Source organism: Amycolatopsis sp. NPDC028719 (assembly GCF_055565395.1).
In genome coordinates, this window is record NZ_JBVHUL010000012.1 from 268,338 (window position 1) to 286,910 (window position 18,573).

Sequence of the window (18,573 nt, forward strand, 5' to 3'; positions counted from 1 at the left end):
CACCTTCCTCGCATCTGATGCACCGAAGGTGCCATTCAGCGCGTCAGACGCACGGAAGGTGCCTTTCAGTGCTCCCTTCCCGGCGTGGTTACCCGGTAGTAGGGTGCCGCTATGGCGGGTGACGAGAAGCGGTTCAAGTCGGCCTTCGATTCCTTGCACGCTCTGGCGTACTTCGCGCCCGAAGTGGACCAGGCGCTCACCGGCATCGGGCTGCGGCCGGGGCGGATGCCCTACTTCGCCGGCCGCTCGGCCGCGATGGGCCCGGTCGGGCCCGAGGTCGTCGCCGCCACCTTCTACAACTTCAACCCCGAGGTCGTCGCCCGCGTGATTCCGCGCGCCTGGACCCTCGCGACGCCGGAGCAGGTCCTCAAGGCCCGGCTCGAGGGCGTCGACGCGGCCCTGACCCGGCTCCTCGGCGAAGGCGAGCTCAAGAGCGACCAGGTCGTCGAGGCCGCCGAGCTCGCCCGCGAGGCCACCGCCGGGTGCACCGCCGAAGGACGTCCTCTCTACGCCGCGCACGCCGGGCTGGACTGGCCCGAGCCGCCGCACCTCGCGCTCTGGCACGCCATCACGCTGCTGCGCGAGCACCGCGGCGACGGCCACATCGCCGCCCTCGTCCTCAACGGCCTGAGCGGCGTCGAAGCCCTCGTGACCCACGTGGCCACCGGCGCCGGGTTCACCCTCGACGCGGCCAAGCTGACGCGCGGCTGGAGCGACGAGCAGTGGGCCGCCGCCGAGCAGGGCCTGCGCGACCGCGGGATCCTCGACGGCGACGGTGCGCTCACCGCCGAAGGTGTCGCGCTGCGTGACCGCGTCGAAGTCGCGACCGAGGCCGCCGCGACGGCGCCGTGGGACCACCTCGGGCCGGCGAAGCTGGCCCGGCTGGAGGAGCTCGGCCGGGACCTCACCCGCCGCGTGGTCGCCGCCGGCGCGTTCCCGGCGGGTATTTTCGCTCAGCGTCGCGCTTGAGGTCCAAGATCACGCTATGTAGTGAAACTCGTGTGAGGTTTTGAGCGCCGTGTGACGGACGGCCGGACCGGTCAAGATCGACATGTGTGCCGACCGGCCGAAGCACCGTCACAGAGCGGACTCGCGCGACGGGGCCGTTCGGGTCATGTCACACTGTCTCAGGCCGCACGACGGCCACGGCGCAAGTACCCACAGTGAGCAAATCCCGGGCAATGGGGTGAGTTCGTCAGCACACTGAGAAGTATGGGTGCCCGGGCTTTAACCCGAGGGCCCTTGCCGCGATGATGGTGGGCGTGGAGTTTTCGTTTACCGTGGCCGCCACACCGGTTGACAAGCCAGCCGTCATCTACGCAGCGCGCTTTGACCACTACCCCTCGTAGCCGTCATGATGTTGTTCGAAGCACCGCCTGAGCCAGAGCCGCGCGGGCCCCACCGCGCACCGGGAGTAACGCGATGATGACCTTGACCACCCTCGACACGCTGGCCGCCGGCGAGCTGGGCACGGGAAACGTGCGCCAGTGGCTGCTCGACAACGTCATCCCCCTGGTGCTGCTGGCCGTTGCTCTCCTGCTTCTGTGGCTGGGCGGCGGCAAGGGCGACAACGCCGGTGTCATGCGGCGGCTCGCCGGCGTGGTCATCGCGCTCGCCATCATCGGTCTCGCGGTCAGCGGCGCGGGCGTGAACGTGGGCCAGTGGATCGCCGGCCTGTTCACCGGCTGAGGCGGCGGCGTGCGCATCAGGACCGATGACGAGGTCTACCGGGTCGACGCCGTGTGGCTCGGCCCGCCGAAAGCGACTTTTCCCTGGAGAGCCCGCTACGTCGCGTGGCTCATCGGCATCCCGGCGTTCTTCGTCGTCCTCGGCGTCGAACGCTGGGCGGGGTGGAGCTTCGGGTTCTTCTCGACGGCGTGGGCGTTCGTCGCCACCATCGTGATCACCCGGCTGCTCACGGCCAAGATCAGCCACGAGCGTCCGCTGGGCACCGTGGTTTCGATGGCCGGGCGCGAGCTCAACACCCCCCGCGAACGGACCACGGGCACCGGCGGCGCGGTCAGCGCCAGCCGGGTCCGGGTACGGGCCGAGCGCCCGCTGCCGAAGCACCGCCGGAAGCGGCAGTACCAGCACCACGGCGGGCCGCCGGGTGCGATCCAGGGAACACCACGAGCGCGCCGGAGCCGCGGCAACGCGGCTCGGGCCGGGAGGTAGTCGTTGTTCGGTCGCGGCGGTAGCCGAGGAAAACGGGGTCGGGACGCACACTCGGGCGCATGGCAGCCGCCCGAGCAGGTCCGCGCGGCGCGAAACGGCTCAGGGGGCGGCAACGGCCGCCGCCTGACCGGTGAGCAGGCGATCCCCGCCTATACCCCGTCGATCGCGGTGCGCAGCATCGACGGGCACCTGGTTCGCACGGGCGTCGAAGTCTACGCCTGGTACCGGCTGGCGCCGCAGCGCTGGTCGTTCCGCTCGGACTCCCAGCGCCGCGACCTCGTCGCGGCCATCGCCGGGCAGTACGCCGAGCTGCAGGGCCGCTGGCTGCACCTGCGCGTGACGAACCGGCCGTACCCGATCCGGATGTGGGCCGAGGCGCACGTCTACAACGCCCACGGCCGCCCCGGCGACGTCCCGGGCGCGCTGTCGTTCGACGACTACCTGATCGGCGAGCAGCAGCAGCTCATGGGCCGCTCGATGGCCGAAAAAGAGGTCTACCTGGGCGTCCAGGTGCAGACCCGGCGGATGGTCGACCGCGCGGTCGAGCGGGCCGCGCCGGTGCTGCGCAAGATCCTGCCCGAGGCCGTCGACGCCGAGCTGACCGCGCTGGACTCCGAGGTCGAGCACCTCGACCAGGTCATCGGCAGCGCCGGGCTGGAAGGCCGTCCGGTGCACGCCGAAGAGATGTCCTGGCTGATGCACCGCTCGTGCTCGCTCGGCCTGCCCGCGCCGCGGAACATGCCCGCCGTGCCGGGCGCGGCCTGGGAACCCGAAGACCTGGCCAGCTTCACCGACGCCGCCGACTACTACGCCGACCCGTACGCGCCGACCGTGACCGTCCGCGGCCGCACCGGCTCCAACGCCGGCGTCTCACGGCACCTGGCGATCCTGACCGTCGGGCAGATGCACGGCCTGCAGATCCCCGAAGTCGACGACCCGTGGATCCAGCACGCCGACCGCCTGCCCGCCGCGGTCGAAGTCTCCGCGCGCATCTACGTCCGGCGCCCCGAGGAAGTGGCCGGCGAGCTCCAACGGCAGATGAACAAGGTCCGTTCGCAGGTCAAGCACTACACCGACGAGCACGAGCTGGAGCCGCCGCAGTCGCTGTCGCGCCAGGCCGGGCGCGTGCTGGAGATCGACGACGAGATGACGTCGGGCTTCACCGCGCTCGCCACCCGCGTGCGCTCGTGGTGGCGGCTGGCGGTGTCCGGCCCGACCGAGCGTGACGCGCTGCGCCTGGCCCAGCAGCTGCTGGACCTCTACAAGCCGAAGATCGCCATCGAGCACCCCGAGGCCCAGTACGCGCTGGCCCGCGAGTTCATCCCGGGCGAGCCGCTGGCCTCGGCGGCGTACATGCGCCGCGGGTCGGTGGTCTGGGCGGCTTCGTCGGTGCCGACGGCGACGGCGGAGGTCGGCGACCGCCGCGGCATCCTGCTCGGCGAGACGTGCACGGCCACGCGGCGCCCGGTGGCCTGGGACCCGTGGATGGCCCAGGAGATCCGCGACGGCTCCGGCCTGACGGCCATGGTGGCGGGCCTGGGTGGCGGTAAGTCGTTTCTCGGCGGCGGCATCGTCTACAAGACGCTGCGCGCGGGCGCGAACTGGACGATCCTCGACCCTTCGGGTCCGCTGTCCCGTCTGTGCGACCTGCCGGAGCTGCGGCCGTACGCGCGGCCGATCAACCTGCTCAACGCCCAGCCGGGGATCCTCAACCCGTACCGGGTGGTCGCCGAGCCGCTGATCGAGCACTTCATGGACGAGGACGACCCGGAGCGGTCCTGGCGCCGCGAGAAGGCCCTGGCGGGCGCGACGCGGCGTCGTCTCGTGCTGGATGTGTTGACGGGTGTCCTGCCGTACGAGGTGTCGCGCATGGCGCAGACCCGGATCGTGCTGCTGCGCGCGGTCCGCACTGTCGGCGGCCGGTTCGACGCCGACCCCGGCCAGGTGATCGATGCCCTGCGCCGGGATTCTTCGGAACACCACGAGCACGCCGGCGTCGTCGCGGACTTCCTCGACGAGATGCGCGAGCGGATGGCGCTGCTCATCCCGGAGTCCGACGCGGACCCGTACTCGGAGACGCGCGACGACCGCCTGACGGTGCTGACGATGGCGGGCCTGACGCTGCCGAAGGACGGCGTCCCCCGCGAGTACTGGACGGATGCGGAGTCCCTCGGCGTCGAGATGCTGAACCTGGCGGCGTGGCTGACCCAGCGGTCGGTGTACGAGAAGCCGAAGGAGATGCGCAAGGGCGTCTGGATCGACGAGGCGTTCTTCCTGTCCGAGGTCCCGACCGGGCGTGTGCTGATGAACCGCTTCGCGCGTGACTCGCGCAAGTGGAACGTCCGGGTGCTGCTGTCGTCCCAGATCCCGGCGGACTTCCTGAAGATCCAGGGTTTCGTGGCCCTGCTGGACTCGGTGTTCGTGGGCCGCCTCGACGACGACGACGCCCAGGCCGACGCCCTGCGGCTGTTGAAGGTGCCGGTCGGGGTGGGGTACGAGCAGGTGGTGGCGGCCCTGGGCCGTCGTCCGGGTTCCCAGCAGCGAGGCGTCGAGCGCGACGTCGAGCCCCGCCAGTTCATCTTCGGCGACGGCGCGGGCGGGGTCGAGCGCATCCGCGTCGACTTCTCCGGCCCGCACCTGGACCACCTGAGGGCGGTCATGGACACGACGCCGGGTTCGAAGGACGCGGCGCCTTCGCGTCGCCCGGGCAACGAGCTGGCGCTGCCGGTCACGGAGGAGAAGAAGCCGTTCGTGGCGTCCCCACCGGAGGACGACATCGAGCTGGAGCAGGACTTCGAGCTGGCGGCGGAGCTGGAGGTCGGCCTGGCCGACGAGAACCTCCTCGGAGCCCCGGACCCATTGGCGACCGAAACGGGCGAAGTGGAGGGCGGAGTCTCCCCGAACGGCCAGAACGGCCAGAACGGCCACGGCGGCCAGCAGCACGCCCGCACGGGTGGAAAGGGCGGCACCGGCCGGGACGCCGCATGAACACGGCGCTGACGCTGGCGGTCCTGCTGACGTTGGCCGCGGGGTGGCAGTCGCTCAAGCGGCGGATCAAGGAAGGTCCGCGACCCGGGCGGCGCACGCCGGGGCGCAAGGCGACGATGTTCGCCGTCATGCTCGTGCTCGGGCTGCAGGCGATCGCGACCGCCCCGGCGGCGAGCGCGGCGGCCTGCGGCGAGGCGCCCAACCCCGAACGCCCGGGAGCGGGCATGGTCGGCGCGATCGACCCCGCGGAAGGCCACGGCGAGGCCGGCAGCCCGTACGTCGACTACAGCTACGCCGGGTTCGTCTGGAACACCTTCGAGACGAACTGCTCCGGGATCAACCTCACCCCCGCCGGGTCCACTTTGGACACCTGGGGTGGCAACCAGCTGTTCAACCTGGGCAAGAACATCGTCGGCGCGACGAACTCGCTGCACTACACCGTGCTCGAGGGCGGGCTGCTCAACCCGCTGTACAGCGCGGTGAAGTCGGGCGCGGAGAAGGTCTACAACAACATCTACGCCCAGCTCTTCGGGCTGGTCGCGCTCGTCATGTCGATCATGTTGTTCCGCAACATCTGGCGCGGCGACCTCGCCGCGGTCAGCAAACGGGCGCTGTACGCGCTGGCCGGCGTCTGGCTGGCCGCGTCGTCGCTGGCGATGCTGCGGTACTTCGACCCGATCGACAAGGCGATCGTCCAGACCACGACGAACATCCAGGCCGGGTTCGTCGACGACTCCAACGACCGCGTCATCCGGCACGTCCTGCCGACGAACCTGCACAACGAGATCGTCTACAAGAACTGGATCCGCGGGGAGTTCGGCTCGCCGACCGCGCCGCAGGCCGACCAGTTCGGCCGCCCCTTGCTGGACGCGCAGGCGTTCACGTGGGCGCAGCTGCGCAACGGCGACGACGGCAACCAGGGTGTCATCGACGGCAAGAAGAACGCCTACAAGGACATCTCCACCAAGCTCGGCCCCGCGACCGGCTACTTCACCGGCGAGGCCGGCGGCCGCACCGGAGCCGGCTTCCTCTCCCTCGGCCAAGCCCTCGTCTACTCCCTCTTCCAGCTCCTGGCCAAGGCGTCGGTCCTCCTCGCCCAAGTCCTGATCCGCCTCTTCGCGCTCACCGCGCCGCTGATCGGGCTCGTCGCCCTGCTGCACCCGGAGATCCTGCGCCGCGTGCTCAAGGTGGCCGGCGGGGTGGCCTTCAACCTCGTCGTGCTCTCGGTGCTCGCCGGGGTGCACGCGCTGCTGCTGCAGGCCATCTTCGACGCCGGCAACTCGCTGAACATGCTCACGCAGATGGTCCTCGCCGGGCTCATCACCGTGCTGCTGTTCATGGTCGGGCGGCCGGTCCGGCGCCTGTGGCAGATGGTCGAGATGTCGGTCAGCATGGTCGGCGCCGCCGTGCCGTCGCCCGGGGGCGGGATCTTCTCCCGCTTCAAGCGCAACCGCAACGGCCCGACGCCGCAGGACGAGTTCTGGCAGAACGTGCGCGACACCGACGACGTCGTCGACGGCGAGCAGCGCGGCCCGCTCGGCGCCACCGCCGGTGGTGGCCGGTTCCGGCCGGAGGCCACGATCTTCGCCAACGCCCAGCGGCTCGACAACACCTCGGGCGCGGGCCGCCCGGCCGCCGCCTGGTCCGGCGCCTGGCCGGGGGCCATCAACGGCGGCCCGGCAGGGGCGTTGCCCGCGGGCGGACGCCCCGGTTCCCCGGTGTACGGCCAGTACAACCCGGCCAACGGCGACCCCGGCGACTACGTCGTGGTCGGCGCGGGCGGCCGGCCGACGCTCCGGCGCGAGGAAAGCCGGCGCGTCGACACCTCCCCGGTCGCCGACCGCCGCTGGACCGACGAGCCCGAGCCCGTCGTCGTGCCGTCCGACCTGCGCACCCCCGAATCCGGCTTCAACGACTACACGCCGCAGGACGTGCCGCGGACGCCGGGCGTGCGGGCGCAGCCGCGCCGCGTCGACCCCGAGGTCGTCGCCGGCAAGCCGGTCTTCGTGCTGTACCGGCCTTCGCGGGGCATCGAAGTGCGCGAAGAACCGCGTGACACCGACCAAGTCATGGGGCGGTGACCGATGCCGATCCGCACCAACCGCGGCCGCGCCGCGGTCTACCGCCGCCTGTGGGGCTGGCCGCTGCGCTCGCCCCGCCACCTGATGGGGACGCTGGTCTTCCTGGCGATCCTCGTCACCGCGCTCGGCATCGTGCTGCCCAAGGCGGTCGGCAAGCCGCAGGCCAAGGCCTCGCCCGCCACCGGCACGACCACCTCCGTCACCGCGACCGCGCCGGGGGTCGCGGCGCCGGTGCCGACGTCGAACCTGCCGACGCGGCTGTCCGCGCCGCTGGCCACCCCGACGACGGCGGCGCCGAACGGGGACGCCGTCCGCGTCGCCAAGGAGTGGGCCGCGGCCTGGGTCGACCACCCGGCCGGGATCACCTCCGACCAGTGGCTGGCCAAGCTGAAGCCCTTCACCACCGAGGAGTACCTGCCGGTGATGGCGTCGGTCGACCCGGCGAACATCCCGGCGACGAAGGTCACCGGTGAGCCGGTCGTCGGCACGTCGTACACCAGCTCGGTGCAGCTGACGATCCCGACCGACGGGCCCAAGCTGGCCATCACGGTCGTGAACACCAACGCCGGCTGGCGCGTCGCCGACTACGACCAGGCGAGCTGACCGTGCGGCGGCTGGGGTTGTGGCTGGGGCTGGTCGTGTTCGTCGCGATCGGCGCCCTGGTCGTCACCGCCGTCGCCGCCAAGGTCGTCATCGACAACCAGCAAGCGCAGGCCCGGGGCGTGTCGCTGATGAGCTGCGACGCCTCGGTCGGGCCGACTCAGCCCGGCGAGGGCGAGCGCGGCACGGTCGACGCGTCGAAGCTGGACGACGAGCAGAAGGGCACCGTCGCGCTGATCATCACGATCGGCAAGCAGCGGTCGCTGGCGCCGCGCGCGTGGCAGGTCGCCATCCAGGCCGGGATGACCGAGTCCGGGCTGCACAACCTCACCTACGGTGACCGCGACTCCCAGGGCATCTTCCAGATGCGCCCGTCGATGGGCTGGGGCTCGATCTCCGAGGTCACCAACCCGACGTACGCGGTCAACAAGTTCTACGACGTGCTGCTGGCGGTGCCGGACTGGGAGAACAAGCGCCCGGGCGACGCCGCGCAGGCCGTCGAGCGGTCGGGCTTCCCGGACCGGTACCACAAGTGGGAGCCGATGGCGGCGACGCTGGTGGAGAACGTCGGCCAGGTCGTCGACGTCGTCGCCTGCGGCACCGGGATGGGACAGCTGCTGCCGCCGAGCCAGGCCGCCGGGAAGGCGATCAGCTTCGCGCTGGGCGAACAGGGCAAGCCGTATGTGTGGGGCGCCACGGGCCCGAATTCGTACGACTGTTCGGGCCTGATGCTGCGGGCGTACGAGTCGGCCGGGATCATCCTGCCGCGCGTTTCGCGCGACCAGTACCACGCGGGCGCGCTGCTGCCGGTGCGCGACGCGCAGCCCGGTGACCTGCTGTTCCTCGCCAACGACCCGTCGAACCCGGACACGATCCACCACGTGATGATGTACCTGGGCGACGGCAAGATCGTCGAGGCGCAGCAGACCGGCGTCCCGGTGCACACGCGGCCGTTCTCGTTCGACGAGGCCGAAGTGGTGCCGCAGGCGGTCCGCCCCGGCGTTTAGCATGGGTCTCGAGGGCCTTGACACGAATCGGCCGATTCACCGACGTCGCGGCGCTTCCACGAGCAGGTGGCCGCGTACTGGCAGAGGATGAGCACGTGGGACGCAAATTCGGCAAGCGAGGCAAGCCCGGCCCGGGCGAGCCCCAGGACCCGGCGGCGCTGTTCGGCGCGCCCCAGCCGCCCCGGCAGTCGGCTCGCCCCGCGTCCAGCACGCCCCTGTCCGACCAGCTGAGCCAGGGCTACCCGGGCGTCGACGCGGGGTACGTGGTGCTGCCCCGGTCGCTGGCCGAGGGGATGTCGCTGCCGTGGCAGCACCAGATGGCGGCGTTGCTGGCCCAGTTCCACGCCGAGCACGCTTCGCTGGCGTGGCCGATTTATCGAGTGGTGCCTTCGCGCTACGAGAGGCTGGCGGACCTCGACGAGGAGCAGCTCGCGGAGGCGGGTTACCTGGTCGAGATGGACGCCGACGGCGAGATGGTCTACCGCGAGCGCAGTGGCCGGAAGGTCGAGGACCCGGAGAACACGTCGGTCCTGGTGTCGTCCCTGGACCCGATCCCCAAGCCGGCGGCCAGGCCGTCGCCCCCGCCTCCGGGAGCGCGGCCGCCCGGCCAGGCGCCGGCCCCGATGAACATCGGCCCGGCCCCGGTGTGGCGGACGGTGCCCCAGCCGCCCCCGCCTGAGCAGCACGTGCCGCCGCCCGGTCGGTCGGGGTCGAGTTCGGCGTGGGGCCAGGGACGTCCCCAGGAGGACCGCGAGTGGTCGGAGCCGGACTTGCCGGGCCCGGCGAAGGCTCGTCACGCGGCTCCGGAGGCTCCGGAGCCTCCGGCTGTCGAGGCCCGGGGCGCGCATGCGGCGGTCGAGGCCGGCTGGAAACGACCTGAGCCGGCGGTTGGCCCGCCGACGTTTGCTACCTCGCCGGGGATTTCCGCGCAGGTGGGCCGGTCGGTGGAGCCCGGGGTTCCCGGGGAGACCGGCTTGCGACAGCCTGAGGTGGGCCGGTCGGAGTTGCGTCCGGACCCAGGGGCGCCTGAGCGGGCGCCGTTCGCTGAGTCCGCGCCTGGGCCGGTTGAGAAACCTGCGGTGGCCCACCAGCCGGCGCCTGAGGCGGAGGCTTTGGAGTCTGCACCGCGGCCGGCCGAGCCGGAGCGGAGGAACGTGGTCGAGGCGGCGGGGTCTTCGCCGGAACCGGTCGAGACTGATGGGGGCGAGGCGCCGGAGTTGCGGGATGGAGCCGCGGCGACGGTGCCGGATGGTACCGCCGAGTCTGCGGCGGCGGTGGAGTCGAAGTCCTGGGAAGCGGTCCGGCCGGAGGCCGCCGGACCCCGGGATGCGAATTCGCCTGCGCCTGCCGAAGCCGGGTCACGAGGTCTGGTTCAGCCGGAGGTAGCCGAATCGGCGCCGGCCGAAGTCGAGGCCCTGAGTGAGGTTCGGCCTGAAGCGGGTGAGCCGGTGGCGGCTGAGCCCGAGGCTCCGGATGCCGTTCAACCGGAAGCGGCTGAATCTGCGGTGGCCGAGCAGGAGTCTCAGGGTGCCGTTGAGCCGGAAGCGGCTGGACCTGCGGTGGCTGAGCAGGAGTCCCGGGGTGCCGTTGAGCCGGAAGCGGCTGGACCTGCGGTGGCTGAGCAGGAGTCCCGGGGTGCCGTTGAGGCGGAAGCAGTTGAGTCTGCGGTGGCTGAGCAGGAGTCCCGGGGTGCCGTTGAGGCGGAAGCGGCTGAGTCTGGGGCGGTCAAGCACGAGCCGCGAGATGCGGTGCAACCGGAAGCGGTTGAACCGGCCGTGGCCGACCACGAGTCACTGGAAGCGGCTCAGTCCGAAACGGCTGTGCCTTCACCGGCTGAGCCCGCGCCGGAGGAGGTAGCCGAGCCCGAAGCAGGTGCGCCTTCGCCAGTTGATGTTGAGCTGCGTGATAGCGCGGAGTCGGAAGCTGCTGCGGTGCCCGCTACGGAACCGCCGAATCCGGAGGCGGCCGGCGTGCAGCCGCAACCGTCTGCTGTCTCGCAGCCGGAACAGTCGGCCTTCCCGTCTTCGTCGACGGCCGCATCGCAGGTGCAGTCACCCTCAGCCCAGGAGCCGACTGCTGCCGGTGAGCCGCAACCGCCCGTTGAGCCGCAGCCGCAGTCGCCGGCTACCGCCGGGCAGTCGCCTGCGGTACCGCAGAGCCAGCAACAGCCGCCGACCTTGCCGCACTCGCTGGCTACGGCTCCGCCACTGCCAGCGGGATCGCCGTTGTCGGACCAGCCGCCCGCTGCCGGTGCGCAGCCACTGGGCCAGCAGCAACCTACTGATTCGCAGGCGCCGGACCAGCCAGAACCGCCGGCCGCGCAGCCGTCGTCGGCCCAGCCACAGTCGCCCGCCGGGCAGCGATCTGCTGGTTCGCAGGAATCGGCCCAGCCGCAACCTGCCGCGCAGCAGGCGCCGGTTGAGCAGCAGCCGGCACCGGTTCAGATGCAGTCGGCTGCTGGGCAGTCCGAGTCAGCAGGCCAACAGCAACCGCCCTCCAGCGCCCAGCAACCGGCCCCGCAGCAGTCCACTGCCGCTTCGCAGCCGTTGGGCCTGCAGCAACCTCCCGGTTCGCAGGCCCCTGCCGCGCAGCAGCCTGCCAGTTCGCAGGCACCGGTCCTACAGCAGCCGCCTGCCGCGCAGCAGCAAGCGCCTGCCGCGCAGTCGCCTGCCGGTTCGCAGGCATCGGCCCCGCATCAGCCCCCGGCTCCGCAGCAACCTGCCGCGCAGTCGCCTGCCGGTTCGCACGCACTGAGCCAGCAGCCGCCTGCCGCGCCGCAGCAGCCCCCGGCTCCGCAGCAACCTGCCGCTTCGCAGATCCCTGCCGCGCAGTCGCCTGCCGGCTCGCACGCACCGGGCCAGCAGCAGCCTTCCCAGCAGCAGCAGCAGCCTGCCGCGCCGCAGCAACCTCCGGCTCCGCAGCAGCCGCAGCCGCTGTCACCGATCCACCACCAGCCACCCGCAGTTCAGCCCCCGCCGGCCCAGCAGCAACCGCCCGCGGCACAGCAGCGACCTACCGGCCCGCCCGTCAACTCTCCCTGGGCCCCCACCCCGCCGGCACGCTCCAAGCCGGTCTTCCCCGGCCCGGAGTCCACCCCCCAGCCCCTGCCGACCCGGCACGCGGCCCCAGCCCGCCCGGTCTTCCCGGGCCCCGGCACCATGCCCCCGGTCCCGCCGACCCCGGGAAACACCGCCCCTCCCGTCTTCCCCGGCCGGGACACCGCCCTCCCGCAACCCTCGCGACAGGAACCCCCCACCCCGCCCCGGGGCACGCCCCGCGGCTGGTTCGACGAGTTCACCGACCAGCCGCCGCCGGAAAACGCCGAAGAAAGCCAGGACTTCGGCCCCACCGGGACGCCGACCGAGATCCCCTATCGGTACAAGCGCTGACAACCCGGCCCGGTGGTGCGAACCTAGGACCATGTCCAACGACCCGAACCCGGACCAGGGGTGGTACTACAACACCCGCACGAAACAGGTCGAGCACCTCGAACGCGGCCGCGGCATCGACCTGCTCGGCCCGTACCCGGACGAGGCCACCGCCCGCCGGGCGCTCGACATCGCCAAGGAACGCACCCAGCAGGCCGATGCCGCCGACGCCGCCTGGAACGACGACTAGACCGACAGCCCCGGGCCCAGCACGAACTCCGGGTCCACCTGGGAAGCCAGGCTGTCGCCCGCCCACGCCGCCGCGTTGCGCAGGTGGAACTCGACCGCTTGACGCTGGTAGCGCGCCCAGTCGCGCTGCTCCGCGTCCACCGCCGAGCGCATCGACGACAGTGTCGCGAGGTTGCGCGGCTCGAGCTCGGTGATCGGCCGGGCCGTGCCGCGCTCCGCCGCGCGCACGTGGCGGGAAGCCGACATCCAGCCCAGCAGCGCGTCGCCGACCTGCTCCTGCAGGAACTCGACGTCCTCGGCGTCGGTGACCTTGTTGCCCACCACCACGAGCCGCACGCCGAAGTCGCGCGCGTAGTCCGCGTACTGCCGGTACACGCCCACGCTGCGGACCGTCGGCTCGCACACCATGAACGTCACGTCGAACCGCGTGAACAGCCCCGACGCGAACGCGTCCGCACCCGCGGTCATGTCCATGACGACGTACTCGCCCTCGACGTCGACCAGGTGGTTCAGCAGCAGCTCGGCCGCGCCCACCTTCGAGTGGTAGCACTTGACGCCCAGGTCGTCCTCGTCGAACTGCCCGGTGACGCCGAGCCGCACGCCGCCCAGCTGCCGGAAGCACGCGTCGAACACCGGGTTGTCCTCGAACGGCCGGACCAGCCGCGACCCGCGTCCCGGCGGCGTCGTCTTGATCATCGACGCGGCGTCCGGGATCCGCGGGTTGTCGCCGCGCAGGTAGTCCTTGATCAGGGTCATGTTGTCGCCGAGCGTCGGCCAGGCCAGCGCTTCTTCCTCGGACGCGCCGAGCGCCACGGCGAGGTGCTGGTTGATGTCGGCGTCGATGGCCAGCACCGGCAGGCCGGCGTCGGCGAGGTACGCCACGAACAGCGACGACAGCGTGGTCTTGCCGCTGCCGCCCTTGCCGACGAACGCGATCTTCACGGTCGGAGCCCTTTCTGGAAATGAAGACGGTTTTCATTATTGCGGAAGCCAACGTACACCCGACCGGCCCACGCCCGATCGGGCGATCACAAGGCCCTTCGAGGGTTAGGGTTGGGGGGTGCCTCCCCTCGTGATCAGGACACACTCGGCGGGCGGGGACTTCGGCCCCCTGCGTGCCGAGTTTTCGCTGCCGGAGTCGTTCGGGCCCGAGGTGCTGGCCGAGGCGGAAGCCGCGGTGCTCGACCCGCTCGCGAGCGCCGGGCCGCGCGAGGACGCGACGGACCTGCCGTTCGTCACCATCGACCCGCCCGGCTCCAAGGACCTCGACCAGGCGATGGTCGTCGAGCGGACCGCGCACGGCTTCCGCGTGCACTACGCGATCGCCGACCTGGCCGCGTTCGTCCCGCCGGGCGGCGCGCTCGACCGCGAGTCGCGCTCCCGCGGGCAGACGCTCTACCTGCCGGACGGCAACGTCCCGCTGCACCCGCCGGTCCTGTCCGAAGGCGCGGCGAGCCTGCTCCCCGGCGAGATCCGGCCCGCGGTGCTCTGGACCATCGAGACCGACGAAGCGGGTGAGCCGACCGCGACGCGGGTGCGCCGCGCGCTGGTCCGGTCCACCGAGCAGTTCGACTACGAGACGGTGCAGGCCGCGCTCGACGCCGGCAACCCGCACCCGTCGGTGGCCGCGCTGCCGGAGCTCGGACGGCGCCGGCGCGAGCTGGCCGTCCGTCGCGGCGCCGTCGAACTGCAGCTGCCCGAACAGGAGATCAGCGGCGACCCGGACGGCGGCTGGGTGCTCGCCCGCCGGCCGCGTACTGCCGTCGACGCCTGGAACGCCGAAATCTCGCTGCTCACCGGCATGGCCGCGGCCCGGATCATGATCGACGCGCGGGTCGGCGTCCTGCGCACGCTGCCCGACCCGGAGCCCGAGGCCGTCGACTGGCTGCGTCGCTCGGCCGAAGCGCTGGGCATCACCTGGGCGCGCGAGACGACCGTGTCGGAGTTCCTGTCCCGGCTGGACCCCGGGCAGCCGGCGTCGATGGCGCTCTACGCCGACACGACGCGCCTGCTGCGCGGCGCGGGTTACACGGCGTTCGACGGCGAGCTGCCGGCGTTGACCACGCACGCGGGCATCGGCGGCGCGTACGCGCACGTGACGGCACCGATCCGGCGGCTGGTCGACCGGTTCGCGACGGAGATCTGCCTCGCCGTTTCGGCCGGGCGCGAGGTGTCGGAATGGGTGCGGGCGGCGCTCGCGGACGTCCCGGAGCGCATGACGGCCTCGGACACCCTCGCCGCGAAGGTCGAGCGGGCGTGCATCGACCAGGTCGAAGCGTGGGTGCTGGCCGAGCACATCGGCGGCGAGTTCAGCGCGGTGGTGCTGCGTGCGGACGAGAACAAGGCCGAGATCCTGGTCGAGGACCCGACGGTGATGGCGAAGTGTGCGGGGGAAAAGCTGACGGCGGGGGAGCGGATCGGGGTCCGGCTGACCGCGGTCGACGTCGAGAAGCGGAAGGTGTCGTTCGAGCGCGCATGAACCTCGTCGACGATCTCGGGGAGCCGGTGCCGTTGAGCGGCCCGGCTTCCCGCGTGGTCTCGTTGGTGCCGTCGCTGACCGAGGCGGTCGAAGTCAGCGCGCCCGGCCGGCTCGCCGGCGCCACCGACTACTGCACGCACCCGTCCACTTTGGACGTCCCGCGGGTCGGCGGGTCGAAGTACCCGAAGATCGACGACGTGCTGGAGCTGGCCCCGGACCTGGTGCTGGCCAACTCGGAAGAGAACCGCCCCGAGGACGTGGAACGCCTGCGCGCCAACGGGATCCCGGTGTGGGTGATGGCCGCGTCGGCGTCCGTGCCCGCCGCTTTGGGCTCACTGCGCCGGATCCTCACCCAGGCGTACGAGCTCGAGGAGCCGGACTGGCTGGTCGAGGCCGAGGACCTTTGGCGCGACGTCCGGCCGGTGCGGTTCCACGCGGTCGTCCCGGTGTGGCGCAAGCCGTGGATCGTCCTGGGCCGCGAGACCTTCGGCGGCGACGTCCTGCGCCGCGTCGGCGTGGCGAACGTCTACGCGGCTTCCGGGGAGCGGTATCCGAGGCCGGACGTCGAGGAGCTGCGGGCGCACTTCGCGGCGGACGCGGACCTGCTGGTGCTGCCGGACGAGCCGTACCTGTTCACGGCGGAGGACGGCCCGGACCACTTCCCGGACGCGCGGTACGTCCTGGTCTCGGGCCGCCACCTCACGTGGTACGGGCCATCACTCGTCGAGGCCCACGCGGCCCTTACAGCGTCAATCCCGTCAGGACCGTGACCCGCTCCTCGGTGAAGTCCGCCATCGCCGACGCCGGGCCTTCGCGGCCGACGCCGGAGTCCTTCACCCCGCCGTAGGGCATCTGGTCCGCGCGGAAGCTCGGCACGTCGCCGACGAGCACCCCGCCCACCTTCAAAGCCGCCGACACCTCGAACGCCGTCGGCAGGTCGCGCGTGAACACCCCCGCCTGCAAACCGAAGCGCGACGCGTTGATCCGCTCGACGCCCTCGGCCACCGAAGCCACCCGGACCAGCGAAACCACCGGGCCGAACACCTCCTCGGCCAGCACCGACGCGTCCTCCGGGACGTCCGCCAGCACCGTCGGCTCCACCGTCGCGCCCGAACGACCGCCGCCGGTCAGCAGCGTGGCGCCGGCCGAGACCGCGTCGGCGACCCACGACTCGACACGCGCAGCCGCGTCCGCGTTGATCAGCGGCCCGACATCGACACCCTCGGCGCGCGGGTCGCCCGTGCGCAGCGCCTGGACCTGCGCGAGGACCTTGTCGGCAAGAGCGTCGTAAACGTCAGCGTGCACGTACACCCGCTGCACCGAGATGCACGACTGTCCCGCCTGGTACATCGCGAACGTCGCGATCCGCTGCGCCGCGAAGTCGAGGTCCGTCCAATCGGGACAGACGAGCACCGCGCCGTTGCCGCCCAGCTCCAGGGCGACGTGCTTGCGCGGCACGCGGTCGCGGATGGCCCAGCCGACCGGCACCGAGCCGGTGAACGACACCACCGGCAGCCGCGGGTCCTCGACGAGGCGAGACGACGTCTCGTTGTCCACCGGCAGGATCGACCACGACCCGGCCGGGAGGTCCGTCTCGGCGAGGATTTCACCGAGCAGCAACGCCGTCAGCGGCGTCGCCGGCGCGGGCTTGAGCACGATCGGCGCGCCGGCCGCGATCGCCGGGGCCACCTTGTGCGCCACCAGGTTCAGCGGGAAGTTGAACGGCGTGATGCCCAGGACGGGCCCGCGGGGGACCCGCCGGACCAGCGCCAGCCGGCCGGTGCCGCCCGGGTCGGTGTCGAGCCGCTGCAGCTCACCCGAGAAGCGCCGCGCCTCCTCGGCGGCCCAGCGGAACGTCGACACCGCGCGCCCCACCTCGCCGCGAGCCCACTTGAGCGGCTTGCCGGACTCGGCCGTGATCAGCTGTGCGATCTCTTCGGACCGTTCGCCCAAGGTCCGGGACACGTGGTCCAACGCCCCGGCGCGGACGTGCGCGGGCAGCGTCGCGAACTCGCCGGCGACGTCGTGCGCGGCCTGGACCGCGGCCTCGACGTCCTCGGCCGAAGGCACGAAGTGGGAGCCCGCCTCGGAACCGTCGAAGGAGTGGCGGACGAGGGCTGTCGAACCGCCGGTCACCGGCTTTCCGGCGACCCAGAAGGGGAAGGTCATGCGCGAGCCTCCGTGCGGACAGCGTGCTCGAGGACCGCGAGGCCCTCGTCGAGCAGGTCGTTGGACAGGGACAGCGGCGGCAGCAGCCGGACGACGTTGCCGTAGGTACCGCAGGTCAGCACCACCACGCCGGCCCGGTGACAGGCCGCCGCGACGCGCTTGGTCAGGTCGGCGTCCGGTTCGGTGGTCCCGGGCTTCACGAACTCCGCGGCCAGCATCGCGCCGCGCCCGCGGACGTCGCCGATCACGCCGGTCTTGTCAGCCAGCGCACGCAACCGTGGCAGGACAACGCCTTCGATGCGCTTCGCCGACGAAGCGAGGTTCTCGGTCTTCATCGTTTCGATCGAGCCCAGTGCGGCCGCGCAGGCGATCGGGTTGCCGCCGTAGGTGCCGCCGAGACCACCCGGGCCGACGGCGTCGAGCAGGGAAGCGCGGCCGGTGACCGCCGAGAGCGGCAGGCCGCCCGCGATGCCCTTGGCCGTCGCGATCAGGTCCGGTACCACGTCTTCGTCGGTGGACGCGAACCAGGAACCGGTGCGGCAGAAGCCCGTCTGGACCTCGTCGGCGACGAACACGACGCCGTTTTCGCGGCACCACGCCGCGATCGCGGGCAGGAAGCCGCGCGCGGGCTCGATGAACCCGCCTTCGCCCTGGATCGGTTCCAAAACAACTGCGGCCACCTGGTCGCCGCCGATCTGCTTCTCGATCCGGTCGATCGCCAGCGCGGCCGCTTCGGGGCCGGACAGGCCGTCGCGGTACGGGTACGAGCCGGGTACGCGGTAGACCTCGGGCGCGAACGGCCCGAAGCCGTGCTTGTAGGGCACCGACTTCGCGGTCATGCCCATGGTGAGGTTGGTGCGGCCGTGGTAGGCGTGGTCGAACACGACGACGGCCTGGCGCCCGGTCGCGACGCGCGCGATCTTCACGGCGTTCTCGACGGCCTCGGCGCCGGAGTTGAACAGCACCGACTTCTTCGCGTGGTCGCCCGGCGTCAGCTCGGCCAGCGCCTCGCAGACCTCGACGTACCCCTCGTACGGCGTGACCATGAAACAGGTGTGGGTGAACCAGCAGGCCTGCTTGCGGACGCGATCCACCACGGCCGGTGCGGAGTGCCCGACGTTGGTCACCGCGATGCCGGAGCCGAAGTCGATCAGGACGTTGCCGTCGGCGTCGGTGAGCAGGCCACCGCTGGCGGACGTGACGTAGACGGGCAGCACCGAGCTGACCCCGGCGGCGACGGCGTTCGCGCGGCGCTTCTGCAGCTCGCGCGAGACCGGGCCGGGGATCTCGGTGCGCAGCGTGCGCTGCCGGGGTGCCGGGGCCTGCGGCTCGGCGGTGGTGCTTGCGGTCACGGCGTGCTCCTGCGGACGCGGGTGGGTGGACGTCCTCAGGATGAGCGGTCGCGGGACGGCCGTCAGGTGGCCTTTCTGGTCAGTTCGGGGCGTAGAATTGGCCGT

The 18,573-nt window shown here is 71.9% G+C and carries 14 protein-coding genes; 10 read left to right on the plus strand and 4 right to left on the minus strand.

Annotation, left to right across the window (positions count from 1 at the left end):
• Positions 1–111: 111 nt before the first annotated feature.
• The 7 genes from ACZ4TR_RS41560 (at position 112) to ACZ4TR_RS41590 (ending at position 8,851) form a co-directional block, all read left to right on the plus strand.
• A complete protein-coding gene (locus tag ACZ4TR_RS41560) occupies positions 112–969 on the plus strand; it encodes an SCO6745 family protein (RefSeq protein ID WP_465293604.1) in 858 nt (285 codons plus the stop codon).
• Positions 970–1,422: 453 nt separating this feature from the next.
• Positions 1,423–1,689, plus strand: coding sequence for a hypothetical protein (locus tag ACZ4TR_RS41565; protein WP_004562703.1), 267 nt, complete (start codon positions 1,423–1,425; stop codon positions 1,687–1,689).
• Positions 1,690–1,698: 9 nt separating this feature from the next.
• A complete protein-coding gene (locus tag ACZ4TR_RS41570; RefSeq protein WP_364520072.1) occupies positions 1,699–2,175 on the plus strand; it encodes a hypothetical protein in 477 nt (158 codons plus the stop codon).
• Between the two features lie 3 nt (positions 2,176–2,178).
• Entirely contained in the window at positions 2,179–5,163 is a 2,985-nt protein-coding gene (locus ACZ4TR_RS41575; RefSeq protein ID WP_465293605.1) for an ATP-binding protein, read from the plus strand.
• Positions 5,160–7,244 (plus strand): magnesium transporter, encoded by a 2,085-nt coding sequence (locus ACZ4TR_RS41580; RefSeq protein WP_465293606.1) that lies wholly within the window; start codon positions 5,160–5,162, stop codon positions 7,242–7,244. The genes ACZ4TR_RS41575 and ACZ4TR_RS41580 overlap by 4 nt, the downstream gene beginning before the upstream one ends.
• Positions 7,245–7,247: 3 nt before the next feature.
• The gene (locus ACZ4TR_RS41585; protein WP_465293607.1) at positions 7,248–7,847 is read left to right on the plus strand and encodes a hypothetical protein; all 600 of its coding nucleotides are present in this window, start codon (positions 7,248–7,250) and stop codon (positions 7,845–7,847) included.
• Between the two features lie 17 nt (positions 7,848–7,864).
• The gene (locus ACZ4TR_RS41590) at positions 7,865–8,851 is read left to right on the plus strand and encodes a C40 family peptidase (RefSeq protein ID WP_465293681.1); all 987 of its coding nucleotides are present in this window, start codon (positions 7,865–7,867) and stop codon (positions 8,849–8,851) included.
• Positions 8,852–10,209: 1,358 nt separating this feature from the next.
• On the opposite strand, the gene ACZ4TR_RS41595 is transcribed toward ACZ4TR_RS41590, so the two are convergent.
• On the minus strand, positions 10,210–10,584 hold the full coding sequence (locus tag ACZ4TR_RS41595) for a hypothetical protein (protein ID WP_465293608.1): 375 nt from the start codon (positions 10,582–10,584) through the stop codon (positions 10,210–10,212).
• A gap of 1,687 nt (positions 10,585–12,271) precedes the next feature.
• On the opposite strand from ACZ4TR_RS41595, the gene ACZ4TR_RS41600 reads away from it, so the two are divergent.
• Positions 12,272–12,469: a hypothetical protein gene (locus tag ACZ4TR_RS41600; protein ID WP_364520062.1), complete on the plus strand. Its 198-nt coding sequence runs from the start codon at positions 12,272–12,274 to the stop codon at positions 12,467–12,469.
• On the opposite strand, the gene ACZ4TR_RS41605 is transcribed toward ACZ4TR_RS41600, so the two are convergent.
• Complete coding sequence (locus ACZ4TR_RS41605) at positions 12,466–13,410, minus strand: ATP-binding protein (protein WP_465293609.1); 945 nt, start codon at positions 13,408–13,410, stop codon at positions 12,466–12,468. The two genes, ACZ4TR_RS41600 and ACZ4TR_RS41605, sit on opposite strands and share 4 nt — an antisense overlap.
• Positions 13,411–13,540: 130 nt before the next feature.
• Between ACZ4TR_RS41605 and ACZ4TR_RS41610 the strand changes: the two genes are divergently transcribed.
• Both ACZ4TR_RS41610 and ACZ4TR_RS41615 read left to right on the plus strand, forming a co-directional pair.
• On the plus strand, positions 13,541–14,947 hold the full coding sequence (locus tag ACZ4TR_RS41610) for an RNB domain-containing ribonuclease (RefSeq protein ID WP_465293683.1): 1,407 nt from the start codon (positions 13,541–13,543) through the stop codon (positions 14,945–14,947).
• Entirely contained in the window at positions 14,944–15,717 is a 774-nt protein-coding gene (locus ACZ4TR_RS41615; RefSeq protein WP_465293610.1) for a helical backbone metal receptor, read from the plus strand. Before ACZ4TR_RS41610 ends, ACZ4TR_RS41615 begins: the two co-directional genes overlap by 4 nt.
• On the opposite strand, the gene ACZ4TR_RS41620 is transcribed toward ACZ4TR_RS41615, so the two are convergent.
• Positions 15,689–17,116: an aldehyde dehydrogenase family protein gene (locus ACZ4TR_RS41620; RefSeq protein ID WP_465293612.1), complete on the minus strand. Its 1,428-nt coding sequence runs from the start codon at positions 17,114–17,116 to the stop codon at positions 15,689–15,691. The two genes, ACZ4TR_RS41615 and ACZ4TR_RS41620, sit on opposite strands and share 29 nt — an antisense overlap.
• A complete protein-coding gene (gabT, locus tag ACZ4TR_RS41625; protein ID WP_465293614.1) occupies positions 17,113–18,468 on the minus strand; it encodes a 4-aminobutyrate--2-oxoglutarate transaminase in 1,356 nt (451 codons plus the stop codon). The genes ACZ4TR_RS41620 and gabT overlap by 4 nt, the downstream gene beginning before the upstream one ends.
• Positions 18,469–18,573 lie beyond the last annotated feature (105 nt).